Source organism: Rhodococcus sp. PML026, assembly GCF_000963615.1.
GTDB lineage: Bacteria > Actinomycetota > Actinomycetes > Mycobacteriales > Mycobacteriaceae > Rhodococcoides > Rhodococcoides fascians.
The window spans coordinates 527212-552456 of sequence record NZ_KQ031376.1 but is presented as its reverse complement, the minus strand read 5'-3'; the positions used below and the strand labels follow the sequence as shown (position 1 = coordinate 552456).

The window sequence follows — 25245 nt, the reverse complement described above, 5'->3', positions numbered from 1 at the left end:
TCGGACATTACCGGCGACCGGGTCAGGCCGCATTCAGGATTGCGCGATGACCCAGCGGCGACGCCAGCGTGATCTGCATGGTGGCGTAGACGGCAACCATGATGCAGGACTTGTCCTCGGCGTCCGGTCTGGTCCCGGTACGCAGTTCGATCGTGACGGCCGTATCGGTCTCGGTCACCGTCGCGTCGGCTCCGTAGCACTCGGGCGTGCCGGTGACGAAGTGCACCGCGATGGTGTTGGGGGACACCTGGCTCCACGACTCGAACGGAGTGGTCGTCGCGCGGATCAGATCCGGGGTCGACTCGAACATCGTGCCGACGTCGCCGACGGGAACCTCGTGGGGGACGGGCGGCGCGCTGGGTTGCTGGACGAACCCGATGGGGGTGGTGGAGTTCGTTGTCGGTGTCGTCTCGTCGTCGTCACCGGCGGCGGTGCTGCAGCCGGCCAAGAGCAGGCACAGCATGACACCTGCAGCGAGAAACCTCATGAACCCAAAGTAGCGCTGGGAGCTGAGGAGAACCTTTGTGTTCGTCTCATGCCAGCAGCACCGTGACGAGTGCGATGACGGGAATCGAGACCAGGGTCGTGACGAATGCCGTGTCGCGGCCCAGAACGACCCCTCGCTGGTAACGGCTCGCGAAGACGAAGACGTTCTGCGCTGTGGGCAGTGCCGAGACGACGACGATGGCGAACAGGTCGTGCCCGTCGAGGCCGAAGACGAATCGGGCCATCAGATACCCGAGCAGGGGCTGCAGCGCCATCTTGAACAGGGTCGCCAGAGCCACGTCCCGTCGCGGGCTGATGCCCTTCTGCAGCACCCGCGCGCCGTACAGCGACAGTCCGAACGCGAGCAGTGCACCCGGAACGGACAGGTTGCCGACGAGTTGGAACGGCTGCATGAGCGCCTCGGGGAGCTCGAATCCGGTGATCGACAGTACGAGACCCGCAGCCCCGGCCAGCACGATCGGGTTTCGGAACGGCGTCGTGATCGTCTTGAACAGTGAGACCTCGTCGATCTTGGTGGAGATGTCGAGGACGGTCACCGCGATCGGCGTGTAGATCATGATCTGGAACAGCAGCAGGGGTGCGACGAAGTTGGCGTCGCCCAGCACGAACACAGCGATCGGGATACCGAGGTTCGCGGCATTGACGTAGGAGCTCGCGAGTGCGCCGACGGTCGCGTCGGGCACGGCGCGTTTCAGCGCGAGCTTCGCGATGACGAAGTAGATGGCCCCGACGAGTAGCGCAGTGGAACCGGCGACGGCCAGTACGGGGGACAGGATGACCGACAGATCCGACCTGGCCAACGTGATGAACAGCAGTGACGGCGTCGCCACGAAGAAGACCAGTCGGCTCAGAACGAATTGGCCGTGTTCGCCGAGAATTTTCAGATGGGCGAGCAGGTAGCCCAATGCGATGACGACGAAGATGACGGTGAAGCCTTCGAGAACGCCGGACATCGTAGAACTGCTCGTTTCTTGCTAGGAACGACAGAAAGGCCACGTAGCCCAGGGCTACGTGGCCTTTCTCGAAAGCTGATTCAGCGGCTGGTGAACGGCAGCAATGCCATTTCACGAGCGTTCTTCACTGCGACAGCGACCTGGCGCTGCTGCTGCGGGGTGAGCCCGGTGACCCGGCGGCTACGGATCTTGCCGCGGTCGGAAATGAACTGACGAAGAAGGTTGATGTCCTTGTAGTCCACCGTGGTGACCTTGGCGGCGTTCAACGGGTTCTTCTTCGGTCGACGACCCGCCTCTGCGCGGACCTTCTTCGACGGTGCTCTCTTGACTGCCATCTCTACCTTTTCCCTTACCAGCTCGACTTGTGGACGCCTGGCAGCTCCCCGCGGTGAGCCATCTCGCGCATCTTCACGCGGGACAGCCCGAATTTCCGTAGGTAACCGCGCGGACGTCCATCCGCAGCGTCACGATTGCGCAATCGTACCGGACTCGAATCGCGTGGCAGACGCTGCAGTGCCGCCTGGGCCTCCGCGCGCTCGGAATCGCTGCTCGAGGGCTTGCGAATGATCTCCTTGAGCTCTGCGCGACGCGTTGCCCAGCGGGCGACGACGACCTTGCGTTGCTCGTTCTTCGCGATCTTCGATTTCTTGGCCACCGATCAGCGCTCCTCTCGGAAATCGACGTGCTTGCGCACGACCGGGTCGTATTTCTTCATGACCAGTCGGTCCGGGTCGTTGCGGCGGTTCTTGCGGGTGACGTAGGTGTAGCCGGTACCCGCGGTCGACTTCAGTTTGACGATGGGCCGGACGTCGGTGCTCTTGCCCATCAGATCTTCTCCCCACGTGCGCGGATCTTGGCCACCACGGCGTCGATGCCGTCGCGGTCGATGGTCTTGATGCCCTTGGCCGAGAGCGTGAGGGTGACGCGGCGTCCGAGGCTGGGGGCGTAGTAGGTCTTGCGCTGGATGTTGGGATCCCACCTGCGGCTGGTGCGCACGTGGGAGTGCGAGACCGACTTTCCGAAGCTGGGGGTGCGGCCGGTGACTTGGCAGTGCGCTGACATGAGCACTCCTTTCTTGCTGTTATGACAATCGTTTTCGACAAAGCGTTCAAGCGAATGTAGCGTGCATCTTCAGAGAATGACAATCGTTGTCGAGAAGAAAGGTGCTCGTGAACACATCACCGGACGATCGAACCCCGATGGTCCTCGTCTCCGGCTGGACCGGAGCCATGGACGCTGTCGTGACATCGCTGCTCGCGCCGGGAACTGTCGCAGTCCGCCACGACCTGAGCCGCGTCACCGAGGGCGTCGTACGCCGAACGTTGTTCGTCCTGGGTGAGAACCCGCGCGAGACGATCTTGGAACTGGCGCACGGCTGTGTCTCCTGCACGCTGCGCGAGGACCTGCTGCCGCTGCTACGTGCACTGTCGACCCGCAGCAGTGTCGATCGCATCGTGCTCGTACTGGACCCTGCTCTCGAGCCCGAGGCGTTGTGCTGGGCGGTGGACAACGTCATCGTCGCCGACGTGGTGGGGCAGATCGACGGACCGGCCTCGAGGGACGTACGTATCGAGGCCGTGATCGGCTGCCTCGACGCGGCAACCTGGTTGGCCGACGCCACCGGCGACGACACCTTGGCCGACCGCGGCATCGTCGCCAGCGGTGACGACGATCGAACCGTCGCGCAGCTGGTAGTAGGCCAGGTGGACTACTCCGACTCGCTCGTCGTCACCGCAGGTCCCGAAATCGACGCCTGGGAGCGTGCCAGGCTCGCGGCTGTCCTCGCGCGGTTGGCACCGAACGCACCCGTCGTCTGGGTTTCTCAGGACTCGATGGTCGACGGCCCAGCAGTTCTCGCGTCCGTTCCCTTCGATGCCCGGCGCGGTGAGATCACCGACGCCCACTCTCCGCTGTTGCGCGGCCAGCCGCCCTTGTCCGTCGACTGCGGAGTCGCACTCGTGGAGTTCACCGCAACTCGGCCGTTCCATCCCGAACGACTGCACGAGGCCATCGACGTGTTGCTCGACGGCGTCGTCACCGCCCGCGGACGGGCGTGGGTGGCCACGCAACCCGACGAAGCGCTCTGGATCGAATCGGCCGGCGGCGGACTACGGGTGGCGAGTGCCGGAAAGTGGCTTGCGGCAATGACTCCGGTGGAACAGGATCGCGTCGACACAACCAGGCGAGCGATGGCTGCGCTGCGGTGGGACGAGCAGTTCGGCGATCGAGACACGTCCTTGGTGATCTTGGTACACCAGGCCGACCCCACCGAGATCGACCGAACTCTGCAGTGGGCGTTGGTGTCCGACGACGAGATGACCGATCCCGCTCAGTGGGCCACGTGGACCGACCCGTTCGGCCAGTGGCACGAAGACCCCTGCGAGAGCAGCGAATCCCCGTACGCAGACCAGTCACGAGAGGCAACAGAATGAAGCCAGGCATCCACCCCGATTACCATCCGGTGGTGTTCCAGGACTCGAGCACCGGGAACAAGTTCCTCACTCGATCCACCGTCACGTCCGCCCGCGAGACCGAGTGGGAAGACGGCAACACCTACCCCCTGATCGTCGTCGACGTCTCGTCCGAGTCGCATCCCTTCTGGACCGGGGCGACACGCGTCATGGACACCCAGGGACGCGTCGAGAAGTTCGAGAAGCGCTACGGCCGTCGAAGCCGAAAGGAGGCGTGAGACATGGCTGTTCCGAAGAGAAAAATGTCGCGTTCCAACACGCGTAGCCGACGGGCACAGTGGAAAGCCGTCGCCCCGGATCTCGTGACCGTGCGTTTTCAGGGCCGCGAGTTCAGAGTGCCGCGCAGGTTGGTCAAAGCGGTCCAGGCCGGGGTGTACGACCCGAGCTGACCCCCCGCTCGTGCGCGTTGTGCGCCCTTCCAGGTACGCACAACGCGCACGAGGGCGGAGCCCGGTACGTTTGCTCGATGGACGGAACGGAACCTTCGTCGAAGGACGTCAAGCGATGGCGGCAGTACCTCGCCGACGAGCGGGCCGAGGCCGCCGTCTATCGCGACCTGGCGGGTAGGCGCAGCGGTGAGGAACGCGACATTCTGCTCGAGTTGGCCGACGCGGAAGGCCGCCACGAACAGCATTGGCGCAATCTGCTCGGCGATCGCGTCGGGATGCCACTCAAAGGCGACATTCGTACCCGGATCCTCGGCGTGCTGGCGCGCCGCTTCGGATCGGTGTTCGTGCTCGCCCTCGCGCAACGCGCCGAGACCCGCTCGCCCTACGCGACCGACGCCGACGCAACGGACGCAATGACGGCCGACGAGCAAATTCACGCCGAGGTCATCCGGGCTTTGGCTGCCCGCGGCCGTAATCGGCTCTCGGGAACCTTCCGCGCCGCGGTGTTCGGTGCCAACGACGGCTTGGTGAGCAACCTCGCCCTGGTGCTCGGCATCAGCGGATCCGGGGTGTCCAACCAGATCGTGTTGGTCACCGGACTGGCCGGCCTGCTTGCCGGTGCGCTGTCGATGGGAGCAGGCGAATACGTCTCGGTGCGCTCGCAACGCGAGCTGCTCGAGGCGTCGTCGCCCGACAGCGCCGCAAATGAGGCCGTTCAACACCTCGACGTCGACGCCAACGAACTCGCACTCGTCTACCGCGCTCGCGGAATGACCCACGAGGAAGCCGACGCGAAAGCCGCGGACATCATCCGACTGCTCCCCGCCGTCGAAGAACCGGCCACCGACATCGACGAGCACGAATCCATCGGAACCGGACTCGGTGCCGCCGCAGCGAGCTTCTGCTTCTTCGCCTCCGGTGCCGTCATCCCGGTGTTGCCGTACCTGTTCGGTCTCGAAGGCTATGTGGCCCTTGCCGTTGCTGCGGTGCTCGTCGGACTGGCGCTGATCTGTACGGGCCTGATCGTCGGACTGCTCAGCGGCGGTCCGCCCGTCAAACGTGCACTGCGACAACTCGCCATCGGATACGGCGCGGCCGGGGCGACGTATCTACTGGGACTCGCATTCGGTGGGGGAGTGTAGGTTCCGCTCTGCGTTCTGGGCAGGAATGCACAAATGCGACGTACCTCGACGGGATCCCTTCTGAGCGGCGCACTTCTGTGCATTCTGTCCCGTCTCCCATCCTCACGGTCGAATTAATTAGCTCGCGTCGGAGACTTTCAGCTCGATAGGGTCATCGCCATGCGCGCCACTTGTCTGCCCTGCGCGGCTCTCGACACGAGAGTCCGTCCGAGCATTGTGCTGCGCGCATATTCATCCGAGCTGTGTGCTGCTCTCACCGGCAAACAGCGACCCATCGAATAGCTCTCTCTCGCCGAGGGGGCAGAAAGGAACATCATGCCCCCGAACAAGGTGGGCTTACGGCTGCTCAACTGGGCGTCACAACTCGAGGACAAGACACTCGAGCAGGCCCGCGAAACAGCATCGATGCCGTTCGTGCATCCGCACGTCGCGTTGATGCCCGACGCGCACAGCGGCATGGGAAGTGCTGTAGGAACAGTCATTCCGACGTTGGGTGCTGTCATTCCGGCTGCCGTCGGTGTCGACATCGGCTGCGGAATGATCGGTGTTCGAACAGAATTCACACTCGATGACCTCGACGGACGGAACCTGAAGGATTTGCGACTCGCCATCGAGGCCAGCATCCCCCTCTCGCCCGGCAACTACAACGTCGGTGTCGATCGATGGCAGTTCACTGCGCCAAAGCTGCTCGAACTCGAGGAGTTGGCGGCCAGGGACGGTGTAGAGCTGAACCACTCACCGCAGTGGCGGGAGCAGCTCGGTTCGTTAGGCGGCGGCAATCACTTTGCCGAGTTGTGCCTCGACGAGACCGATCGAGTGTGGCTGTTTCTGCACAGTGGGTCGAGGGGCGTGGGGAACAAGATCGCGAAGAAGCACATCGCGATTGCGCAGCGATTGTGTGCCCAATGGTGGATTTCGTTGCCCAACAAAGATCTCGCGTACCTGCCCGAGAGCTCGACTGAATTCGCGCAGTACATCAGAGATCTGAAGTGGGCGCAGCGGTTCGCGTACCTGAACCGGGCCGAGATGATGGACCGGTTCGGCGCGGTGTTCGCCGAGTGGATGGGAACGGACGACCATCGCGAAGTCGAGCGAATCAATTGCCATCACAACTACACGGTGAAGGAAACGCACTTCGGCAAGGACGTCTGGCTCACCCGTAAGGGTGCAATCGACGCACACGAGGGTGTGAAGGCGATCATCCCGGGGTCGATGGGGACGCGTTCGTACGTGGTCGCCGGTAAGGGTTCCAAGGCCGGCCTGTGCTCGGCTCCTCACGGTGCCGGTCGGCAGTTCTCTCGGACCGAGGCCAGGAAGCGGTTCACCCACGAGAACCTGCAGGAGCGGATGAAGGGGATCGAGTTTCGCGACAGTGCAGACTTCATCGACGAGATTCCCGACGCCTACAAGTCCATCGACGTCGTGATGGAGGACGCCCGCGACCTGGTGAGCGTCGAGCACGAGCTACGCCAGATTCTCAACGTCAAGGGGACCTGAGGGTGCAGGGCCCTGTTGAACGACGAAGGACGCGCACCGAGATCACTCTCGGTGCGCGTCCTTCGTGTCGTTCAGGGGAGGAGAAGACTCACTCCTCTTCGGGGCACGAGAAGGTGATGGTCACGTTGCTGCGGTCGATGGGCGCGAAGTACACCGAGCGCAGGGCAGTTGCTGTGCGATCTGCGAGTGCGCAATCGTTGATGGGGCCGTCGAGCTTGACCAGCATCAGGTTGCCGCTGTCCTTGATGATTGCTCGCGCGGCGGAGATCGACTTGCCCTCGATCTTGTCCTTGAAATCGGGCACATCGGCGGCCTGCGCCAGCGGGGCGAATCCGAGCGCACAGGCAATGGACAGTGCAGCTACGGTCAACGACTTCTTCAACATGACATCTCCTCGGTTTTCAACTGTTGGCTCCCGCTGACTGGCTGCAGCCACAGGGGCGCGTGCAATCACCGGAGGTGTATAACTCACGTCGAACTTCAGCCAACGGGCGCTGACCTCAAGTTTCGTGCTCACAGTAGCAGTGCGTACGGCCATCGGCGCGCTGGTTGTCCACTGAATGGGCAAGCAAATTGTCGCGATTATCCACTCGGATATCTCAAGAGCTCTGACTGGCGCTCGTGTGGCTGGATATCTACCGATCTTTACCGCAGTGTTGCGTGAGGTTGCGGCCTTTCTGAACCGCCGTTGCCCTTGGTCCGGTGGGGCCTTCCTTCTCGACGGGATTGTCCCCGTTCGTCCTGTTGTGCCTCGCTGTTCTCCGTCTGTTCACCTGCAATGTGCTCTGCTGTTCAGCGTCCGAGGGGGCTCGGCGGTCACCATCGATTCATGACGCTCAATCCCGCAGGCGAGACCGTCGCGACCGGAATTCCGGGGACGCTCGCCGAGAACATGACGATGGCCGAGCAACACGACTGGCATCGGTCGTTCCTGCGGCGGCACCCGGTGAGTCGACGCAACTTCCTGGTCGGTGCCGCAGCCACGGCAGCCGCGGTGGGCGTCGGTAATTCGGCGTTCACGCGCACCGCCTATGCGCAGGACGCCCCGCTGGCGGTGGCCGGTCGACACATGGGCTTCGGCAACGACCCGGCGACGCAGTTGCGATTCTCCGCTCAGCTTTCCCGTAATCCCGGCATCACCGGTGTCTTCCTCGATCACGGCCCGACGCCTGCGTTGGGAGCCACGACCTCCGCCGAGGTGCGCAACCTCGTCAGCCAGGTTCCGCAGACCGATGGCGGCATCCTGTCGGCCGAGCAGTACTACGTGCACGTGCCCGTCGACAATCTGACGCCCAAGCTGCCGCACTATTACCGATGGCGTACCGCGGACGGTTTCGTCAGCGACATCCGCAGCGCATCTCCGGCGCTGCCGACCGGACGCATCGCTCCGTTCCGCTTCACCATGATGGGGGACCAGGGCGTCGACGAAACCCCTTCGCAGCCAGCCGGTCTGGTGGCCGGTGATTACGACGACCTGTACTACAAGGCCGACAACGAACCGTCGGTCAAGCACGCGCGCAACATCAATCGCCAGATCGAGGCGTCGCGTCCGGACTTCCACATTCTCGCCGGCGATATCGCCTACGCGGACCCGTCGGGTGCCGGTCTGCCACCGCAGTTCGCCGGCCACGGCAAGACGCCGCCGAAGGGATTCGACAAGTTCAATCCCTTCGTCTGGGACGGCTACTTCCAGGCGATCGAGGCCAGCGCGTCGACGACACCGTGGTTGTTTGCCACCGGCAACCACGACATGGAGGCGCTGTACAGCCCCAACGGATACGGCGGCCACGCGGCACGTCTCGATCAACCGAGCACCGGGCCGAAAGGCTGCCCGTCGGCATATTCGTTCGTGTACGGCAACACCGCGGTGCTCTCGCTCGACGCGAACGACGTCAGCTACGAGATCAAAGCCAACACCGGCTACAGCGGCGGAGCCCAGAACACCTGGGTGGAGCAGACTCTCGCCAAGTATCGGGCGGACCCGAACATCGACTTCATCGTCTGCTTCTTCCATCACTGCGCCTACTCGACCACCTCGACGCACGCGAGCGACGGCGGCGTACGCGACGCGTGGGTATCGCTGTTCGACAAGTACGAGGTCGACGTGGTGCTCCAGGCGCACAACCACGTGTTCGAGCGCACCGATCCGATCCGCTCCAACCGTGCGACGCGGGTCGCCGGCGACAACGCCACGGTTCGCGGAAAGACCGACGGCACCGTGTACTACACCGTCGGCGGGGGTGGTCGTCCGCGTTACACGTTCCAGGACGGCGAGGGCGTCAGCTACCGGGGCCACGAATTGCCGGACACGGCTGTTCCGAACAGCTACGTCTGGGCGCCCGACGGCACCAAGTCGGCGGAGTCGATCACGTGGTCGCGAGTGAGATTCCTGAACTACTCGTTCGTGAGAGTCGATGTGGTGCCGGGTATTCCGGGCATCAAGGCCAGCGCGATGTCCATCGGAGCGATCGACGAATACGGCAACGAATTCGATCGCCTCACCTTCGAGCGCGATATCCCGGTGGGCCCGATCTTCGGTTCCTCCTGAGTGCCCATGTGAGTGGAACTTCGACCCCTGCTACGAACTTCCACTCACGTGCGGCGCAGCCGCTCTACAGCCACTTCTGACGTTTGAACACCACGTAGAGCGCGCTGGAGCAGATCACCATGGCGACCAGCGCCAGCGGATAACCCAAGTGCCACTTCAGTTCCGGCATGTCCTCGAAGTTCATGCCGTAGATCGCGGCGATGAGCGACGGCGCGAACAGGATTGCGCCCCAGGACGAGATTCGTTTGACCTGTTCGTTCTGCTCGAGGCTGACCTGCGTCATGTTCCGCATCTCTTCGTTCTGCTGCTGCGCCACCATGGTGGAGTGCACCGTCATCGCGTTCTGCAGGTTGGATCGGAACGATTCGATGCGGTCGGAGATGCGAATTGCGTGGTCCAACACGTCCCGAAGGTTTCGTTGCAGCTCGACATCGACGTGATACTTGTCGGACCCGCGCTTGAGGGATTCGATCATCTCCACCAGAGGTTTTGCCGCACGGTCGAATTCGGACACCTCACGCAGCAGTGAGTAGATGCGCCTCGATACGCTGGGATCGCCGGTGAACAGCTGATCCTCGATTTCGTCGATGTCGGTCTGCAGTCCCTTCACCACCGGGACGTACTCGTCGACCACCTGGTCGAGGATTCCGTACAGGATGGCCTCGGGCCCGAGCGCGAGCAACTCGGGCGATTCCTCCAGTCGATGTCGGACGAGACCGAGTTCGGGTGATTCGGCGTGGCGGATCGTGACGACGAAATCGGCTCCGAGAAAAATGTGCAATTCACCGAATTCGACCTTTTCGGTCTCGTCTATGTACCGCGCGGGTCGCAGAACGACGAACAATTGCTCGGCGTAGCGTTCGAGCTTCGGCCGCTGATGCGCCGCGATGGCATCCTCGACGGCGAGTCGGTGCAGCCCGAATTCCGTTGCTACTGCGTTGATTTCGCTGATCTCGGGACGGTACAGGCCGATCCACGCCATACCGTGGCGGTCACGCATGCACTCGAACGTGATGTCGAGACTCTCCGGATTCGCGGTCCGCTTTCCCTCGACATAGACGGCATTGTCGACGATCGGCACTTCGGGTCACCTCGGTTCGAGAACTTCTAATGTGCCGGACGGCACCCGACCGAGACTATCGCCTGAAACAATGGGGCGATGCAGCAGCAAGTTCATTTCACCACTCTGGCCACTGCGGATCTCGATGCCGCTCGAACGTTCTATTGCGACGGCCTGGGGTGGACGCCGTTGCTCGACGTTCCTGGCGAGATTCTGTTCTTCCAGATCGGGCCCGGTGCGGTGCTCGGTCTGTACGACGCCACCGCGTTCGACGGGGATCTGGGACGGCCGCCGCGCGAACACGATCTCGGCTCGGTCACGTTGGCGCACAACGTCGACGACGCGGCGGCCGTCGACGCGATGTTCGCGGCCACTCTCGCGGCCGGCGCGACACCGATCAAGGCACCGGAGCGGACATCGTTCGGTGGCTATCACGCCCACATCGCCGACCCCAACGGAGTCATCTGGGAAATCTGCCACAACCCCGGTTGGCGCGTCGACGACGACGGGACGGTTCGGCTGACTTAGCCGGCACCGACTATCAGTAGAAGGGAGGCGTTCTCACTGACCTTGTCGCCGGCTTGAAAGTTGGTTCCGACAACCGTCGCGTCAGGACGGTCGTAGTCACTGTTCACGTCGGAGAAGCCTGCATCCGACAATGCCTGCTCCGCGTCCGATTCGGTCAGTCCGGACACTGCGGGAAGCGTCGCGCGGTCGGGCGCTGCGTCGGCGATGGCACCGCCGCCGAGAGTGAGTGCCCCAGCCACCGCGAGGGTGGCGATCGTCTTCTTGAATCCGATGCCCATGTCTTCGTCCTTACTCGTCGGCCCTGTATGACAACGCAACCGTGCTCCCGAAGGCTGTGACGCCGTTTCGATGTTGCTGTGAAGCTGCTGTCAGTCGCATGACATGCTCGTTCGGTGCTTCTCGACCTCCTCGGATACATCGGTATCGCAGTCTTCGCGGCGTCCGGTGCCTTGGTCGGCGTACATCGACGACTCGACCTGTTCGGGGTCTGCGTCGTCGGAATCACGACGGGTATCGGGGGCGGCATCGTTCGCGATCTGCTGCTCGGTATCCATCCACCGACGTCACTGGACACCTGGCCGAACGTCACCGTCGGCTTCTTCGCCTCGCTGGTGGTGTTCGTCGCGCATCGGCAGATGGGCAAGGTGCGCCGAGGCGTGCTCGTGCTCGACGCGTTCGGGATGGGCCTGTTCGCGTCGACCGGCGCGACGATCGCCTTGGGTGTCGGCGGTAGCGCCCTATCGGGAGCGCTGATCGGGACGACGACGGCCGTGGCCGGTGGCGTCATCCGGGACGTCCTCGTCAACGACGTTCCCCTGCTGCTGCACCGCGACCTGTATGCCCTACCTGCGCTGCTCGGTGCGACGGCCGTCGTGGTGGCCGAGGCGCTCACCCTGCCGGAGAACGTCGGGTTGGTCGCGGGGACGGTACTGGCGACCGGCCTGAGATTGCTGGCCCTGTGGCGTAAATGGAACCTGCCCCAGGCTCGGAACCTACCTACGTTGTGAGCTTCGACTGCCGGTGCGCGTACCGACCGACCACCCCTCTCAGCCGTGTCTCAGTCGACCAGGACAAACTGTACCGATGCGGATACTGGTGGTCGACGACGATCGAGCGGTGCGCGAATCGCTGCGCAGGTCGCTCACGTTCAACGGGTACACCGTGGACCTGGCGGTCGACGGCCTCGATGCCCTGGAACAGGTAGCTGCGGCGCGTCCCGATGCGTTGGTGCTCGATGTGATGATGCCGCGTCTCGACGGCCTCGAGGTGTGTCGGCGATTGCGCAGCGTGGGCGACGACCTGCCGATCCTGGTGCTGACGGCGCGTGATTCGGTGTCCGAGCGCGTAGCCGGTCTCGACGCCGGTGCAGACGACTACCTGCCCAAGCCGTTCGCGCTCGAGGAGCTCCTGGCTCGGCTGCGGGCATTGTTGCGGCGCACAGCTATGGAAGCCGGCATCGACTCGGAGACCATGACGTTCGCGGACCTGTCGCTGGACCCGGTCACCCGTGAGGTCTCGCGCGGCGAGCGTTCGATCAGCCTCACCAGGACCGAGTTCTCGTTGCTCGAGATGCTCATGACCAATCCGCGCCGAGTGCTCACCAGAAGTCGCATTCTCGAAGAGGTCTGGGGCTACGACTTCCCGACTTCCGGCAACGCGCTCGAGGTGTACGTCGGGTATCTGCGGCGCAAGACCGAGGCCGAAGGGGAGTCGCGACTGATCCATACCGTTCGCGGTGTCGGATACGTCCTGCGCGAGACGCCCCCGTGATAGGCAGTTCGTTCGGGCGCAAGACGCCCGACGGCGGCGCACTTCCGCCTCCGCCGATGCGGCCACCGACGCCGTTGACGAGATCGGTGTCGTTGCGGTGGCGGGTGACGCTGTTGGCTGCGTCCGTCGTGGCGATCGCGGTGGCCGTCATGGCCATTGCGGCCTACACCGTGGTCTCGCGCGCGTTGTACGGCGACGTGGACACCCAGTTGCGTTCTCGCGCATCGGCATTGGCGGAATCGGACCTGGTGTCCTACGACCCACGGTTCGTGGCCGGTGCCACGTTGTACAGCACCGACGTCAGTGTGGCGTTGATCTACCCCGACATGACCAGTTACAATCCGCCCGGACCCAAGGTGCCCGTCGGCGATTCGGAACTTGCTGTGGTGCGCGGAGAGCAGGCCTCGTCGCTGCGCACACTCGACGATCAGCGAGTGCTCGCGCTGCGCACCAAGGACGGCAGCACCCTGATCGTGGCGCAGCGACTGCTGCCCACCGGGGAAGTGCTGGATCGATTGGCGTGGGTTCTACTGGTCGTCGGTGCGTGCGGTGTGGTGTTGGCGGCGGGTGCCGGCATGGCCGTGGCGCGCACCGGGTTACGGCCGATTGCACGATTGACCGCGGCCGCAGAGCGGGTGGCGCGTACCGACGATCTGACGCCGATTCCGGTGACCGGCGACGACGAATTGGCCCGATTGACCGAGAGTTTCAACACGATGCTCCGAGCCTTGGCCGAATCTCGCGGCAGGCAGAGCAGATTGGTCGCCGACGCCGGGCACGAACTTCGCACGCCGCTGACGTCGCTGCGCACCAACATGGAACTGTTGATCGCGGCGGGACGTCCGGGTGCACCGTCCATTCCCGACGAGGACATGGCCGAGCTGCGAACCGACGTGGTAGCTCAAATTCAGGAATTGTCCACGCTGGTAGGTGATCTGGTGGATCTTGCACGCGAGGACGCACCCGAGACGGTGTTCGAGCGGGTCGATCTGGCCGATGCCGTCGAGCGCAGCCTCGAACGAGCTCGCCGTCGCCGCAACGAGATCGACTTCGATGCCACGCTCATGCCGTGGTTCGTCTACGGAGATCAGGCGGGCCTGTCGAGGGCAGTGCTCAATGTGCTCGACAACGCGGCCAAGTGGAGCCCCAGTGGCGGAGAAGTGCGAGTTGCCATGCGGCAGATCGGTGACGGCCTGCTCGAGCTGACAGTGGACGATGCGGGCCCCGGCATTCCGGAGGAAGACCGCGAACTCGTCTTCGAGCGCTTCTATCGCTCGACGGCATCGCGTTCCATGCCCGGATCCGGTCTGGGACTTGCCATCGTGCGGCAGGTGGTCGTCAAACACGGCGGCACGATTGCCGTCGAGGTGTCCGAGCGGGGTGGAGCTCTCATTCGAATCGTGTTGCCCGGTGAGGGTGCCGCGGACCCCGAGACACTCTCGGCAAACTGATAGGCGAGTCTCAGCGCGCTCTCAGTACCGCCCTGCACAGTGAGTAGCAAGAAGGCGGGCGACCTCGAAGCCGAGGTCTCTATCGAAGGAAGCAACAGCGATGAGCGACGACCGTAACGAACCAGAACAGCCCGGACGGGATGCCGGTGCACAGCATCATCCTGCGGACCGGGCTTCACACGGCGGCGAGCACGATCCCTCGACTCAGCACCAGCCCACCCAACACCAGCCCACCCAGCAGCAGCCGGCTCAGCAGAATCCGACGCATCAATTCCCGCCGCAGCAGGCGCACCCCCAGCAGAGCTACCCACAGCAGTACGCGGGCTACGGGCAGAATCAGTACCAGCCCGGCTACGGCCCCTACGGTCAGCACGGCGACTCGCAGGCCGGTCAACACAACCCCGGTCAGCATGCGCAGCCCCAACAGGTTGCGCCGCAGCCTCATTCGGCATCGGGCACCGTCAAGTCCCGGCCGGGCCGTTCCGCTCTGGTGGCCGGAGCGATTGCTCTTGTCCTCGTGGGCGGCGGAATCGGCGGCGCGGTCGGTGCCATCGCGACCAACAACGCCAACGGCAACAACGCCGGTGTCACCAATTCGCTGAACTCGCCGATCACCGCCGCGCAACCGGCCGCCAACTTCCCCGACGGTTCCGTTCAGGCCGTCGCGAACAAGGTGCTGCCGAGTGTCGTGCAGATTCAGGTGAAGGGCTCACAGCAGGAAGGTGAGGGCTCCGGCGTCATCCTCAGCAGTGACGGCCTGATCCTGACGAACAACCACGTCGCCACCGGCGCAGGGGCCAACGGCAAACTGACCGTCGCGTTCGCCGACGGGTCGGTGGCCGACGCCACCATCGTCGGTGCGGACTCGGTCTCGGACATGGCCGTCATCAAGGCCGAAGGAAAGACGAATCTGACCCCGATCGAGTTGGGCAGCTCGTCCAACCTCGAGGTCGGCCAGCAGGTCGTCGCCATCGGCTCGCCTCTCGGTCTCGCCGGAACGGTCACCACCGGCATCGTTTCCTCACTCAACCGCCCGGTATCGACGTCCGGTGAGTCCGGCAACCAGAACTCGGTGATCGACGCCATTCAGACCGACGCGGCCATCAACCCCGGCAACTCCGGCGGCGCTCTCGTCAATACCGATGGCCAACTGATCGGCATCAACACCGCCATCGCCACTCTGGGCGGCAGTGAGGGCTCCGGCGCACAGAGCGGCTCGATCGGTCTCGGATTCGCGATCCCGGTCGATCAGGCCAAGCGGATCGCCGACGAGCTGACCACCACCGGCAAGGCCACCCAAGCGATGATCGGTGTGCAGGTGCCGTCCAAGGACGATGCCAACGGCGCAACCGTCGTCGAGGTCACCGAGGGTGGCCCGGCTGCGTCGGCAGGCATTCCGAAGGGCGCGGTCATCACCAAGGTCGACGATCGGATCGTTGCCAGTGGTGACGCGTTGATCGCCGCCGTGCGTTCGCACGCACCCGGCGATTCGGTGAAGATCACCTACACGGACGGCGGCAGCGAGAAGACCGTCGACGTGACGCTGGGCACGGCCGAGCCGGCTGCGGCACCGGCTGCGCAGGTTCCTTCACTGCAGATCCCGTCGTTCCCGGGCGGTCGCTGATGCTCAGGGAAGCCGGCAGGCACGGCACCATTGCAACTATTTACGCACAGCGTGAGCCGGGTACGGGCCTTACTACTACGGTGAGCGGTATGGAACTCGACGCACCCTTGGCCGGCCGCGCGTTGGTCGTCATCGTGGACGACCGGACAGCTCACAGCAACGAGAAGGATTCGACGGGTCCGCTGGTGACCGAACTGTTGACCGAGGCCGGATTCTTGGTCGACGGTGTGGTGGCAGTGACGGCCGACGAAGTGGACGTGCGGAACGCGCTGAACACCGCGGTGATCGGCGGTGTCGATCTGGTGGTGTCCGTCGGCGGCACGGGTGTCTCGCCTCGCGACGTCACTCCCGACGTCACGGCCGAGGTGCTCGATCGCGAGATACCGGGAATCAGTGAGGCGCTGCGCTCTTCCGGCCTGGCAGCCGGATCGTTGGACGCGGGCCTGTCTCGGGGACTGGTCGGAGTATCGGGCAGCACGCTGGTGGTCAACCTTGCGTCGTCCCGTGCGGCCATCCGTGACGGCATGGCGACGCTGACTCCGCTGGCGAGTCAGGTCATTGCCGAGCTGTCGGGATTGGACGCGTAGTCACTGCGATGAACGACGAGCCGATCGAGAATCGACCGGACGACGAAGCGAGCCGGGCCCGAGCAGAACGGGCCCGGCTCGCTCGTATCTTCGGAGACGTGTTGCCGGACGCGACGGGAGACGACCGGGGCGACGGTCCCGATGGCGACTCTTTGTCGGTCGATTGGTTGAAGCAGCAGCGACCACCCCATTACTTTTAGTGTGATCCACAACACATTTCGCTGCCTGGAATGACAGCTCTGTTAGTTAGTCGTTTACCTGTCGTTAGCGACCTACCGGGCGGTATCGCTGGGCGAAGCCGCCGAAAACGGACACCACAGACCGGGTGTGGGCCGGGCTTATCGCGCAATCCGGACAGGGCTCTCGTCACGTCTTCCCATATCAGGGTCGTTTTACTCCTGATCGGCACCTGTAACGGTTTCGACTTCTCGGGAGATGCTGTGACGCAGGTTATCGCTAACACGGGTGTGAAAGATGTTCACGCCGACGAAACACATCACGAGATGGCAACGTTTGAGCGTCGATCGTAGGGATTGTCACGGTCAGGCATCTCCTCTAATGTTCCCCTCAGCTTCCAAGGGATCAGGGCGTGGGACCAACCGGTGCCGCGCCCTTCATCTCGGAACTGAACAAACGAGGATGTGGCCTTCAGGCTCCATCCGGCTCGGGCTCGCACACACTGACGCGTGCGATTCAGTTCGAGGGTGAAAGCCACAAGCTTCCCCGTGCGACACCGCGCTGGGACTGAACATGATGAGGAATAAATGACGGAGATCCAGAAGTCGCGGCGCAGCCGGGGACTCAAGTCCATGAGCGTCGCAGTTGCTGCCAGCGCTTCGGTAGTCGGCCTGGTGCTCGGTACCGGGACCGCTTCTGCCGCTGTCGACAGCGCGAAGTCCATCGTCGACGCCGATGGCAACACCGTGACGTTGACGCTGTCCGACTCCTTCGTCAGCGGCGTTGCGCCTCTCGACGGAAACCCGCTCACCCGTGAGTGGTTCTACGACGGCCGCGCATCCTTCGACGTTCAGGGACCCACGGCTGACGACTTCGAGGGCACCCTCACCGCCGGCCTGCAGATCGGCTACCCGTTGAGCCTCGATGGCGGCGTGTCGGTCGAGTGGGCTTCGCCTTCGGCCAACTTCGGCATCGGCTCGAAGAACACGACCACCGGAACGCTCGCGACGACTGCGGGCGACCTGCTCGACCCCACGGGCGCTCTCGAGGGTCTCGCTGACGTCCCGCTGACAGGCGTTGCAGAGAGCAAGTCCAACCTCGACGTCGGCGTTCAGCTGATCCCGCAGGCAACTGCGACCATCGATCTCGCTCCCGGCGGCGGCGTCGTTCAGTCCGAGAGTGCAATCGCCACCTTCAACGAAGAGGCGAACATCTCCAAGACCGAGGGTGACGCTGCAGGCGCTCAGGGCTCCATCCAGCTCGCCGGCGTCCACGGCACCGCTACGGGCATCCTGGGCAACGTCACGGTTCGTCCGTACGTCACCCTGCTCAGCGCAAAGGGTGACTCGATCACCACGTACGGCCCGGCAACTCGCCTCAACTGATCTCGATCGGTTGATTCTGGTTTCCTAGTTCTTCCGGTTCAGGCCCGCACGGATTCTCCGTGCGGGCCTGAACTATGTTCGGCTCGAACGCAGTTCGACATGTAGAGAGGCGCAGAAGCAGTGACTTACCCGAAAGCCCGTTTCACAGTGTTCGCCGCCGGAGCCGTCGTTGCTCTCGGGTTGCTCACCGGTTGCAGTGGTGGTGACGACTCGGCAGCCACCGATCAGAACACCGACGTGTGCAACTCTTTCGCCGCCGACCACAATGCGTTCGTCGGTCTGGTGAAGGCGGGCCCGGGGTCGGCAGCCAACATCGAGCAGTGGACTGCGGACAAGCAGGCGGCCGTCGACAAGGTGAAGTCACTGTCCGGCACCGCGTCCGGTGACGTCGCCAGCGCGATGACGACGTTCGCGGACGCCATTCCGGCTGACACGCTCGAACTGTCGGAACCCGACAGCGAGTCGGGCAAGGCGTTCGTCGACAACGGCGCAGCAGTGAAGTCCGCCTGCGAGGCGGATGGCACCTCGATCACGCTCGACGAGCTACCGCTGACCACGTTCACCAACTGATCGCCTGACGGGCCCTCTCGGCCTGTCGCACGCCCCACAACGAATGAATGCGCCATCCACGCTGTCAGACAGCGTGAATGGCGCATTCATTCGTTGAAGCAGACCGGTGTCAGTCCTTCGAGTGCTTGCCGAGGTCGGGGGAGGAGGAATCGATTGCTTCGCCGCTGCCGCCGGTGGTGTCGGCCGCGGTCGAAAGCTTCTGTCCTGCAGTGGTTCCACCCGCGAGAATGTCGCGGATCTGCACCAGCACGTCGACGTCGCTCAGTTCCTTCTCCGGCTGGCTGACGAAGCGCTTCTTCGCGGTGTTCACCGGCAGGATCAGCACGAAGTACACGACCGCGGCGATGATGATGAAGTTGATGATCGCCGTGATGACCGCGCCGATATTGATGAACGTGGCGTCGTTACTACTGAGGATCTTGATTCCCCACCCGAGTTCGTTGCTGCCACCGACAGCGGCGACCAACGGGTTGATGATGTTCGTGGTGAACGCCGTGACGATCGCAGTGAATGCTGCGCCGACGACGACAGCGACCGCGAGGTCGACCACGTTGCCTCGCAACAAAAAGTCCTTGAATCCCTTCAGCATGAGCCGCTCTCCGATCTCTTGGTATGTTTCGGTCTCGCCAGACGTTAACCCAGATCGATCGACTTCGGACTCCGTGAACCGCCCGGGCACCGGCTCAATGCAATGTCACCGTCAAAGCGCTCACCAGCGACGCGGCTGCCACCGTCGTCGCATCCTCGGTCGGTAGGGCGAGCAGCACCACCCGATCTCGTTGCCGACCTCCACCGGCCTCGGCGGAGACGAGCACCACCATCGCCCCCGATGCCAGTATCCGAGCCGCAGGTGGGGCGTCGGGATTCTCCTGAGTCTCGACGGTCAGGACGTCCACCCGATCGCCTTCTCTGAGTAGGTCGGTCACGCCCGCATCGGCGAGATGGACCGGTACGACGCGTGCCTCGGCCCCCAGCGCCGCGGAGGCTGTTCGCGAGCCCAACAGCCGGACGTCGGTGAGCAATTCGCCTGCTCGAACCGGTCCGGTCAGTGTCCGTCCGTCCACGTCGGCGGAATCGAGCACTGCGCCGTTGGGCACCGTGGCCGAATCCCATTCGGCGACGGCAACATCGGCCGGCGTCAGTATCGTTCCCGGCGTCAGGTCGCGGCCGGCCGTGACGACGCGGACGCGATCGTCGCCTGCGGCGTCGTCGACGAACAGCAGGACTGCGACGGCCACCAGAATGCCCGCTGCGATGCGTCGAACTTTCACCGATCCCACCCACGCGGGACGCTGAGCGAAGCGGTCGAGCAGCGTCGAGTCCAGTCGGTTCTTGCGGGCAGCCATGACCGGAACGGTAGCGGTCCCAACTGGCCTGAATAGACCGAAAAGGCCGGCCTGTGGATAACAGACCGGCCTGTGGATGGATCCGAAAACTACTGGCTGGCAGCAGCTTTCGTGGAGGAGGACGAGGAGGAGCTGCTCGACGAGGACGAATCCGACGACTTCTTCTCGGCCGGCTTCGAGTCGCTCTTGGTCTCCGACTTCGTGGCCGCGGCGTCGGACTTCTTCTCGCTCGCGCCTTCGCTGGCGGTGCCGGAGTTGCCCCGACTGTCGGTGCGGTAGAAGCCGCTGCCCTTGAAGACGATGCCGACCGAATTGAACAACTTGCGGAGCTTGCCGGAGCATGCCGGGCATACCGTCAACGTGTCGTCGGTGAAGGACTGGACGATGTCGAAGCGGTTGTCGCACTCGGTGCAGGCGTATGAGTAGGTGGGCATCGTGTTTCCTCCGCGCTGGTCACCGAGGAGGTTCGCGCTCTGCTGGCCGAGGCCGAACACCGCCGGTGTCTTGTCTGTTCGTCGAAACTGGGGAGAGCATTAGCACTCTACAGTCAGGAGTGCCAACGAATCGAATCGTAGCGTTATTCCGTACTCAAGCGTACGAGCCCGCCCCCGGGAGTCAGCGCGTGCGTCACGCGGCGGTCGTGCGGTTCGGCCGGTAGCCGGGAGAACAGCTCCTCGTCGCGCACGATGGCGACCAGCATGGCCTCGGGACCGCACAGGTCGAGAGTCCGGTCGTAGAACCCGGCTCCGCGGCCCAGCCGGACACCGCGGCGATCGACGGCCAGCGCAGGTAGCAGCACCACCGAGCATTGCCCGACGGCGTCGGGCTCGAGTAGTGGACCCGACGGCTCGAGCAGCCCGTACGGTGCCCGCACCAACGCATCGCGACCCGCGTAACGCGCCCACTTCAGCGGCCCCGGCTCATGGGCACTCGGCAGCAGAACCGTGGCTCCGGCCGCGGCCATCGCGTCGAGCATCTCGATCGACCCCGGCTCCCGGCCGATCGGAACGTACGCCGCCACGACCGAGTGTTCGGCCGCCAATTCGCCGACGGCATGGCAGAGTGCGGAGGACTCCATCGCGCGTTGCGCATCGTCGAGCAGTCGGCGTTCGGCGAGGACATGCTCCCGCCACAGATCCTTCGGCGTGTTCTCCGAAAATTCGGGAACGCTCACAACGGTTCACTCTCCCTCTCGTGCTGTCGTTCAACGATATGCACTCGGGGGTCGAACGGGGCACACGCCGAGCCAATCTCCAGAAACCACGGATAGGGTGAGCACCATGACAGAAGCCGCTTCAGCGACGACCGCCGCCACGCCTGTGCACTTCCGCACGGCCATCGTCCCCGCCGCAGGCATGGGTACCCGGTTCCTGCCGGCCACGAAAACCGTTCCGAAGGAACTACTTCCGGTCGTCGACACTCCCGGTATCGAACTCGTCGCCGGAGAAGCGGCAGATTCCGGTGCACAACGGTTGGTCATCGTCACCTCTCCCGGCAAGGACGGCGTCGTCGCCCACTTCGTCGAGGACCTCGTTCTGGAAAAGAAGCTCGAAGCGAGCGGAAAGCTCGAAATGCTCGAGAAGGTACGCGTCGCCCCCAAGCTTCTGGACGTGCAATCGGTCATTCAGCACGAACCGCTCGGACTCGGCCACGCCGTCGCATGTGCCGAGGAAGCACTCGACGACGACGAGGATTCGGTCGCGGTGCTGCTGCCCGACGATCTGGTGATGCCGCGTGGTGTGCTGGACGTCATGGCCCGGGTGCGCGCCAAGCGCGGCGGCTCGGTGCTGTGCGCCATCGAGGTTCCCGACGACAAGGTCTCGTCCTACGGCGTCTTCTCCGTCGAAATCGTGCCCGATGCCGTCAATCCGAACGTCCTCAAAGTCACCGGCATGGTCGAAAAGCCGAAGAAGGAAGAGGCACCGTCCAACTTGGCTGCCGCGGGCCGCTATCTGCTCGACCGCGCGATCTTCGACGCGTTGCGACGGATCGAGCCCGGTGCCGGCGGCGAATTGCAGCTGACCGACGCCATCGCACTTCTGATCGAGGAGGGCCATCCCGTTCACGTGGTCGTGCATCGTGGATCGAGACACGACCTCGGAAATCCCGGGGGATACCTACGCGCTGCGGTTGACTTTGCTTTGCAGCGCGACGACTACGGTCCCGCGCTGCGTGAATGGCTGAACGAACGCTTGAGCGACAGCTGGGCACCGGAACTGACGACGTACGAATAGCATCGCGGGTCGATGCCATAGAGGAAGGGCCAGATGCGCTCGGTCGAAGATCAACAGACCAGGGTGACCGCAGCGGCGGTGGCTCCACGGCCTGTTCGGGTCGCCATCTCGGAAGCGCAGGGTCTGCTCTGCGCCGAGGAAGTGGTCACCGAGCGTCCCCTTCCCGGCTTCGACCAAGCCGCGATCGACGGTTACGCCGTACGCAGTGTCGACGTCGCTTCCGCAGGTACCGACCTGCGTAACGAGGAAGACGAGCGCATCGACCTGACGCTGCCCGTCGTCGGCGAGGTCTCCGCGGGTTCGCGTCAGCCCATCCGGCTGCAGCCGCGTCAGGCCGTGCGGGTCGATACCGGCGCGCCGCTGCCCACGTTGGCCGACGCGGTCCTGCCGCTGGATCGCACCGACAACGGCCGCGCCCGGGTCAAGGTGTTCCGTCCGGTGCGCTCGGGCGACTATGTGCGCAAGATCGGCGACGACGTCCAACCCGGCGACGTCGCCGTGCGGGCGGGAACGATCATCGGTGCCGCGCAGGTCGGCTTGTTGGCCGCCGTCGGACGCGACAAGGTGCTGGTGCATCCGCGTCCGCGATTGTCCGTCATCTCGGTGGGCGGGGAACTGGTCGATACCGATCGGACTCCCGGGCCCGGCCAGGTGTACGACGTCAACTCCTACGCGCTCGCTGCTGCAGCGCGCGATGCCGGAGCCGACGTGAACCGCGTCGGCATCGTGAGCACCGACCCCAAGCGACTGCGTGAAGTGGTCGAAGGCCAGTTGATCCGCTCCGAGATCGTCGTCATCGCAGGCGCGGTCGGCGGAGGTGCGTCCGATGGCGTCCGTGAGGCTCTGGGCGAACTCGGCGACATGGAAGTCGAGCGGGTAGCCATGCACCCTGGCTCGGTGCAGGGATTCGGTCAGCTCGGACGCGACGAGGTGCCCACGTTCCTGTTGCCTGCCAACCCCGTCAGCGCGCTCGTGGTGTTCGAGGTGATGGTCCGTCCGCTCATTCGCATTGCACTCGGCCGTCGCCAGCCGCTGCGCCGGACCGTCACCGCGCGGACCGTCGCACCCATCACATCGATCGAGGACCGCAAGGGATTCCTGCGAGGACAGCTGATGCGCGACGAGGGCACCGGCGAATATCTCGTCCAGGCTCTCGGCGGTGCACCGGGCTCGTCGTCGCATCTGCTCGCGACACTCGCGGAGGCGAACTGCCTGGTCGTGATCGATCCCGACGTCACCGAGATCCGCACCGGCGAAGAAGTGAAGGTCTCGTTCCTCGCTCAGCGCGGCTGACGCACGCGCTCACACGCGCAGCGCATACGATCGACTGATGCCGCGAACGTGGTCGAGCCACCCGGGTTGGCCGGCGAAATTGGGTCCAGTGCGAGTGGCCGGGGGAACGGTGACCGTCCGGCCCGTCCGCATGCGCGACGCAGCCTCCTGGAGTCGAATCCGCACCCAGGACCGCGCACACCTCGAGCCGTGGGAGCCGAGCGGTGAGGGCAGTTGGAATTCCCGACACCACATCTCCTCGTGGCCCACACTGTGCTCGGGCCTGAAGTCCGAGGCACGCAAGGGACACATGCTGCCTATGGTGATCGAGGTCGACGGCGAATTCTGCGGGCAGATCACCACCGGAAACATCGTGCGCGGCGCGCTCCGGTCGGCGTGGATCGGGTACTGGGTGTCCAAGGAAGTCAACGGCAAAGGCGTCGCCACCGCGGCGCTGGCGCTCGGACTCGATCATTGTTTCGGACCGGTCGGGTTGCACCGCGTCGAGGCAACGGTGCGTCCGGAGAACCTCGCCAGCCAGGCCGTGCTGCGCAACGTCGGTTTCCGCGAAGAGGGCCTGCTCTACAAGTACCTCGACGTCGACGGCGAGTGGCGCGACCACAAACTCGTCGCGATCACCTCGGGAGAGGTGCAGGGTTCGGTCGTCGATCGATTGGTCCGCGCGGGCAGGGCTGCGTGGGCATAGCGCTCACTCCACAGTGTTCGGTTGCAGATGTTGTCAAAGTGACAGGAGTGTAATTCGAGTCGGCGCGTCTGCGGGGTTCTCGCACCTGCTCCACATAACCTGAGGGCGTCTCGACTGTCGCTGTCGCCTGAGGAAGGAGAACATCGCCGATGCCGAACTCGATCATCTGGATCGGTCTCGTGGCCGTCTGGCTCTTCGTTCTTCTTCCCATGCTGATGACCAAGCGTCCGCAGATCATGCAGACCACGGACGCAGCACTCGCCACGCGCGTGTTGCATCGGGGTGGCACCAAGCGCAAGCAGCGCGGCCCCGCGACCGGCCACCGCAGTGATCCCGACTGGCGGCCGGAGGACGACCTGCGGGTCTCCGCGCCCGCCAGCGAGATCTTCGGCCCGAAATTCGCGTCGATTCGTTCGGACTCACCCGATCTACCCGGTACCGCGGAGGACCCCATGGACACTCACGCTGAAGAAGAAAACGACCTCGAACACGACGAACCGGTCCACGACGCACCTCGCGCGAGCTCTCCCGCACACGAGCCGGGAGTCGTCGACGACGACTTCGTGCCTCGCCGACGCGGCCGCGGCGGATTCGATCCCGAGGCCGACGCCATCGCCCGGGCCGCCCGATACGCCTTCCGTCAGCGCGCGGTTCTCGGCTTGGTGTTCGCCGCTATCACGACCGCGGCACTGGCGTTCATCATCTCCCCGACGGTGTGGTGGCTGTGCGGGTTGTCCGTCGCAGTCCTCGTCGGGTACCTGTACTACCTGCGCAGGCAGGTGCAGATCGAAGAAGAGATTCGTCGACGACGACTCACCCGCATGGGTCGCTCGCGCCTCGGTGTGGAATCGGAGACCGACGAAGAGCTCGAACTCGTGCCGCAGCGTCTGCGTCGACCCGGAGCTGTGGTGCTCGAGATCGACGACGAGGATCCGGAGTTCGAGCATCTCGATCATTACGAGGAGCCGTTCCAGGCACGCCGCGACGATGACGGCGATTTCCGTCGGGCACAGGGCGCGTAACAGCAG

Annotated in this window: 31 protein-coding genes; 18 read left to right on the top strand and 13 right to left on the bottom strand. The window is 64.3% G+C overall.

The genetic code is table 11. From position 1 onward, the window contains the following. Positions 1-22: 22 nt before the first annotated feature. From VF34_RS22180 to rpmB, 6 genes are all read right to left on the bottom strand, one after another. Positions 23-487, bottom strand: coding sequence for a hypothetical protein (locus VF34_RS22180; RefSeq protein ID WP_027496026.1), 465 nt, complete (start codon positions 485-487; stop codon positions 23-25). 46 nt (positions 488-533) lie between these two features. After that, a complete protein-coding gene (locus VF34_RS22175; protein ID WP_032373049.1) occupies positions 534-1460 on the bottom strand; it encodes an AEC family transporter in 927 nt (308 codons plus the stop codon). 80 nt (positions 1461-1540) lie between these two features. After that, the gene (gene rpsR, locus VF34_RS22170) at positions 1541-1795 is read right to left on the bottom strand and encodes a 30S ribosomal protein S18 (protein WP_008719028.1); all 255 of its coding nucleotides are present in this window, start codon (positions 1793-1795) and stop codon (positions 1541-1543) included. A gap of 14 nt (positions 1796-1809) precedes the next feature. Then, positions 1810-2115 carry a 30S ribosomal protein S14 gene (gene rpsN / locus VF34_RS22165; protein WP_027496028.1) on the bottom strand — a complete coding sequence of 102 codons (306 nt, stop codon included), beginning with the start codon at positions 2113-2115 and terminating at the stop codon, positions 1810-1812. 3 nt (positions 2116-2118) lie between these two features. Further along, positions 2119-2289 (bottom strand): 50S ribosomal protein L33, encoded by a 171-nt coding sequence (gene rpmG / locus VF34_RS22160; RefSeq protein WP_170944568.1) that lies wholly within the window; start codon positions 2287-2289, stop codon positions 2119-2121. Then, positions 2286-2522 (bottom strand): 50S ribosomal protein L28, encoded by a 237-nt coding sequence (gene rpmB, locus VF34_RS22155; RefSeq protein ID WP_032365915.1) that lies wholly within the window; start codon positions 2520-2522, stop codon positions 2286-2288. The genes rpmG and rpmB overlap by 4 nt, the downstream gene beginning before the upstream one ends. A gap of 137 nt (positions 2523-2659) precedes the next feature. Between rpmB and mrf the strand changes: the two genes are divergently transcribed. The 5 genes from mrf to VF34_RS22135 all read left to right on the top strand — a co-directional run bounded on the left by mrf (position 2660) and on the right by VF34_RS22135 (position 6959). Next, positions 2660-3892 carry a ribosome hibernation factor-recruiting GTPase MRF gene (gene mrf, locus VF34_RS22150; protein WP_032373129.1) on the top strand — a complete coding sequence of 411 codons (1233 nt, stop codon included), beginning with the start codon at positions 2660-2662 and terminating at the stop codon, positions 3890-3892. Beyond that, a complete protein-coding gene (locus tag VF34_RS22145) occupies positions 3889-4149 on the top strand; it encodes a type B 50S ribosomal protein L31 (RefSeq protein WP_032365913.1) in 261 nt (86 codons plus the stop codon). Before mrf ends, VF34_RS22145 begins: the two co-directional genes overlap by 4 nt. A gap of 3 nt (positions 4150-4152) precedes the next feature. After that, positions 4153-4320 carry a 50S ribosomal protein L32 gene (gene rpmF, locus VF34_RS24800; protein WP_027496033.1) on the top strand — a complete coding sequence of 56 codons (168 nt, stop codon included), beginning with the start codon at positions 4153-4155 and terminating at the stop codon, positions 4318-4320. 77 nt (positions 4321-4397) lie between these two features. After that, the gene (locus VF34_RS22140) at positions 4398-5462 is read left to right on the top strand and encodes a VIT1/CCC1 transporter family protein (RefSeq protein ID WP_032373048.1); all 1065 of its coding nucleotides are present in this window, start codon (positions 4398-4400) and stop codon (positions 5460-5462) included. A gap of 315 nt (positions 5463-5777) precedes the next feature. Beyond that, entirely contained in the window at positions 5778-6959 is a 1182-nt protein-coding gene (locus VF34_RS22135; protein ID WP_032373047.1) for an RtcB family protein, read from the top strand. Between the two features lie 88 nt (positions 6960-7047). Here VF34_RS22135 and VF34_RS22130 read toward each other — a convergent pair whose 3' ends face one another. Next, the gene (locus tag VF34_RS22130; RefSeq protein WP_032373046.1) at positions 7048-7344 is read right to left on the bottom strand and encodes a hypothetical protein; all 297 of its coding nucleotides are present in this window, start codon (positions 7342-7344) and stop codon (positions 7048-7050) included. Between the two features lie 444 nt (positions 7345-7788). Between VF34_RS22130 and VF34_RS22125 the strand changes: the two genes are divergently transcribed. Continuing rightward, the gene (locus VF34_RS22125; RefSeq protein ID WP_032373045.1) at positions 7789-9507 is read left to right on the top strand and encodes a metallophosphoesterase; all 1719 of its coding nucleotides are present in this window, start codon (positions 7789-7791) and stop codon (positions 9505-9507) included. 64 nt (positions 9508-9571) lie between these two features. Here the strand turns inward: VF34_RS22125 and VF34_RS22120 are convergent, their stop codons facing one another. Then, positions 9572-10588 carry a magnesium and cobalt transport protein CorA gene (locus VF34_RS22120; RefSeq protein ID WP_027496037.1) on the bottom strand — a complete coding sequence of 339 codons (1017 nt, stop codon included), beginning with the start codon at positions 10586-10588 and terminating at the stop codon, positions 9572-9574. 78 nt (positions 10589-10666) lie between these two features. Here VF34_RS22120 and VF34_RS22115 point away from each other — a divergent pair, with 78 nt between their 5' ends. Further along, complete coding sequence (locus tag VF34_RS22115; protein WP_032373044.1) at positions 10667-11095, top strand: VOC family protein; 429 nt, start codon at positions 10667-10669, stop codon at positions 11093-11095. Here the strand turns inward: VF34_RS22115 and VF34_RS22110 are convergent. After that, the gene (locus tag VF34_RS22110; RefSeq protein WP_032373043.1) at positions 11092-11373 is read right to left on the bottom strand and encodes a PASTA domain-containing protein; all 282 of its coding nucleotides are present in this window, start codon (positions 11371-11373) and stop codon (positions 11092-11094) included. The two genes, VF34_RS22115 and VF34_RS22110, sit on opposite strands and share 4 nt — an antisense overlap. Before the next feature lie 114 nt (positions 11374-11487). Between VF34_RS22110 and VF34_RS22105 the strand changes: the two genes are divergently transcribed. The 7 genes from VF34_RS22105 to VF34_RS22070 all read left to right on the top strand — a co-directional run bounded on the left by VF34_RS22105 (position 11488) and on the right by VF34_RS22070 (position 18659). Further along, a complete protein-coding gene (locus tag VF34_RS22105; protein WP_032373042.1) occupies positions 11488-12102 on the top strand; it encodes a trimeric intracellular cation channel family protein in 615 nt (204 codons plus the stop codon). Between the two features lie 76 nt (positions 12103-12178). Further along, positions 12179-12865, top strand: coding sequence for a response regulator transcription factor (locus tag VF34_RS22100; protein ID WP_027496041.1), 687 nt, complete (start codon positions 12179-12181; stop codon positions 12863-12865). Positions 12866-12921: 56 nt separating this feature from the next. Then, positions 12922-14316, top strand: coding sequence for a HAMP domain-containing sensor histidine kinase (locus VF34_RS22095; RefSeq protein WP_230595145.1), 1395 nt, complete (start codon positions 12922-12924; stop codon positions 14314-14316). Between the two features lie 100 nt (positions 14317-14416). Beyond that, positions 14417-15940 (top strand): trypsin-like peptidase domain-containing protein, encoded by a 1524-nt coding sequence (locus VF34_RS22090; RefSeq protein WP_080733202.1) that lies wholly within the window; start codon positions 14417-14419, stop codon positions 15938-15940. Between the two features lie 89 nt (positions 15941-16029). Further along, complete coding sequence (locus tag VF34_RS22085) at positions 16030-16527, top strand: MogA/MoaB family molybdenum cofactor biosynthesis protein (RefSeq protein ID WP_197077495.1); 498 nt, start codon at positions 16030-16032, stop codon at positions 16525-16527. A gap of 764 nt (positions 16528-17291) precedes the next feature. Further along, positions 17292-18089 (top strand): MspA family porin, encoded by a 798-nt coding sequence (locus VF34_RS22075; RefSeq protein ID WP_032373040.1) that lies wholly within the window; start codon positions 17292-17294, stop codon positions 18087-18089. 120 nt (positions 18090-18209) lie between these two features. Further along, positions 18210-18659: a hypothetical protein gene (locus VF34_RS22070; RefSeq protein WP_032373039.1), complete on the top strand. Its 450-nt coding sequence runs from the start codon at positions 18210-18212 to the stop codon at positions 18657-18659. A gap of 109 nt (positions 18660-18768) precedes the next feature. Here VF34_RS22070 and mscL read toward each other — a convergent pair whose 3' ends face one another. The 4 genes from mscL to VF34_RS22050 form a co-directional block, all read right to left on the bottom strand. Continuing rightward, on the bottom strand, positions 18769-19248 hold the full coding sequence (mscL, locus tag VF34_RS22065; protein ID WP_032371230.1) for a large conductance mechanosensitive channel protein MscL: 480 nt from the start codon (positions 19246-19248) through the stop codon (positions 18769-18771). Between the two features lie 94 nt (positions 19249-19342). Next, a complete protein-coding gene (locus VF34_RS22060) occupies positions 19343-20005 on the bottom strand; it encodes an RcpC/CpaB family pilus assembly protein (protein ID WP_032373038.1) in 663 nt (220 codons plus the stop codon). A gap of 89 nt (positions 20006-20094) precedes the next feature. Further along, positions 20095-20439 carry an FmdB family zinc ribbon protein gene (locus tag VF34_RS22055; protein ID WP_032373126.1) on the bottom strand — a complete coding sequence of 115 codons (345 nt, stop codon included), beginning with the start codon at positions 20437-20439 and terminating at the stop codon, positions 20095-20097. Between the two features lie 143 nt (positions 20440-20582). Then, positions 20583-21179 (bottom strand): 5-formyltetrahydrofolate cyclo-ligase, encoded by a 597-nt coding sequence (locus tag VF34_RS22050; RefSeq protein WP_045842041.1) that lies wholly within the window; start codon positions 21177-21179, stop codon positions 20583-20585. Positions 21180-21285: 106 nt separating this feature from the next. On the opposite strand from VF34_RS22050, the gene VF34_RS22045 reads away from it, so the two are divergent. The 4 genes from VF34_RS22045 to sepX all read left to right on the top strand — a co-directional run bounded on the left by VF34_RS22045 (position 21286) and on the right by sepX (position 25239). Next, complete coding sequence (locus VF34_RS22045) at positions 21286-22239, top strand: UTP--glucose-1-phosphate uridylyltransferase (protein WP_027496052.1); 954 nt, start codon at positions 21286-21288, stop codon at positions 22237-22239. 33 nt (positions 22240-22272) lie between these two features. Beyond that, on the top strand, positions 22273-23532 hold the full coding sequence (gene glp / locus VF34_RS22040) for a molybdotransferase-like divisome protein Glp (RefSeq protein ID WP_027496053.1): 1260 nt from the start codon (positions 22273-22275) through the stop codon (positions 23530-23532). A 37-nt stretch (positions 23533-23569) separates the two neighbouring features. After that, positions 23570-24217 carry a GNAT family N-acetyltransferase gene (locus VF34_RS22035; protein WP_032364078.1) on the top strand — a complete coding sequence of 216 codons (648 nt, stop codon included), beginning with the start codon at positions 23570-23572 and terminating at the stop codon, positions 24215-24217. A gap of 149 nt (positions 24218-24366) precedes the next feature. After that, a complete protein-coding gene (gene sepX, locus VF34_RS22030) occupies positions 24367-25239 on the top strand; it encodes a divisome protein SepX/GlpR (RefSeq protein WP_032373037.1) in 873 nt (290 codons plus the stop codon). Positions 25240-25245: the final 6 nt, after the last annotated feature.

Coding starts and splice junctions, on each gene's coding strand:
- VF34_RS22180 (WP_027496026.1), bottom strand. CDS start 487: ATGAGGTTTCTCGCTGCAGGTGTCATGCTGTGCCTGCTCTTGGCCGGC.
- VF34_RS22175 (WP_032373049.1), bottom strand. CDS start 1,460: ATGTCCGGCGTTCTCGAAGGCTTCACCGTCATCTTCGTCGTCATCGCA.
- rpsR (WP_008719028.1), bottom strand. CDS start 1,795: ATGGCAGTCAAGAGAGCACCGTCGAAGAAGGTCCGCGCAGAGGCGGGT.
- rpmB (WP_032365915.1), bottom strand. CDS start 2,522: ATGTCAGCGCACTGCCAAGTCACCGGCCGCACCCCCAGCTTCGGAAAG.
- mrf (WP_032373129.1), top strand. CDS start 2,660: ATGGTCCTCGTCTCCGGCTGGACCGGAGCCATGGACGCTGTCGTGACA.
- VF34_RS22145 (WP_032365913.1), top strand. CDS start 3,889: ATGAAGCCAGGCATCCACCCCGATTACCATCCGGTGGTGTTCCAGGAC.
- rpmF (WP_027496033.1), top strand. CDS start 4,153: ATGGCTGTTCCGAAGAGAAAAATGTCGCGTTCCAACACGCGTAGCCGA.
- VF34_RS22140 (WP_032373048.1), top strand. CDS start 4,398: ATGGACGGAACGGAACCTTCGTCGAAGGACGTCAAGCGATGGCGGCAG.
- VF34_RS22135 (WP_032373047.1), top strand. CDS start 5,778: ATGCCCCCGAACAAGGTGGGCTTACGGCTGCTCAACTGGGCGTCACAA.
- VF34_RS22130 (WP_032373046.1), bottom strand. CDS start 7,344: ATGTTGAAGAAGTCGTTGACCGTAGCTGCACTGTCCATTGCCTGTGCG.
- VF34_RS22125 (WP_032373045.1), top strand. CDS start 7,789: ATGACGCTCAATCCCGCAGGCGAGACCGTCGCGACCGGAATTCCGGGG.
- VF34_RS22115 (WP_032373044.1), top strand. CDS start 10,667: ATGCAGCAGCAAGTTCATTTCACCACTCTGGCCACTGCGGATCTCGAT.
- VF34_RS22110 (WP_032373043.1), bottom strand. CDS start 11,373: ATGGGCATCGGATTCAAGAAGACGATCGCCACCCTCGCGGTGGCTGGG.
- VF34_RS22100 (WP_027496041.1), top strand. CDS start 12,179: ATGCGGATACTGGTGGTCGACGACGATCGAGCGGTGCGCGAATCGCTG.
- VF34_RS22095 (WP_230595145.1), top strand. CDS start 12,922: ATGCGGCCACCGACGCCGTTGACGAGATCGGTGTCGTTGCGGTGGCGG.
- VF34_RS22090 (WP_080733202.1), top strand. CDS start 14,417: ATGAGCGACGACCGTAACGAACCAGAACAGCCCGGACGGGATGCCGGT.
- VF34_RS22085 (WP_197077495.1), top strand. CDS start 16,030: ATGGAACTCGACGCACCCTTGGCCGGCCGCGCGTTGGTCGTCATCGTG.
- VF34_RS22075 (WP_032373040.1), top strand. CDS start 17,292: ATGACGGAGATCCAGAAGTCGCGGCGCAGCCGGGGACTCAAGTCCATG.
- mscL (WP_032371230.1), bottom strand. CDS start 19,248: ATGCTGAAGGGATTCAAGGACTTTTTGTTGCGAGGCAACGTGGTCGAC.
- VF34_RS22060 (WP_032373038.1), bottom strand. CDS start 20,005: ATGGCTGCCCGCAAGAACCGACTGGACTCGACGCTGCTCGACCGCTTC.
- VF34_RS22055 (WP_032373126.1), bottom strand. CDS start 20,439: ATGCCCACCTACTCATACGCCTGCACCGAGTGCGACAACCGCTTCGAC.
- VF34_RS22045 (WP_027496052.1), top strand. CDS start 21,286: ATGACAGAAGCCGCTTCAGCGACGACCGCCGCCACGCCTGTGCACTTC.
- glp (WP_027496053.1), top strand. CDS start 22,273: ATGCGCTCGGTCGAAGATCAACAGACCAGGGTGACCGCAGCGGCGGTG.
- VF34_RS22035 (WP_032364078.1), top strand. CDS start 23,570: ATGCCGCGAACGTGGTCGAGCCACCCGGGTTGGCCGGCGAAATTGGGT.
- sepX (WP_032373037.1), top strand. CDS start 24,367: ATGCCGAACTCGATCATCTGGATCGGTCTCGTGGCCGTCTGGCTCTTC.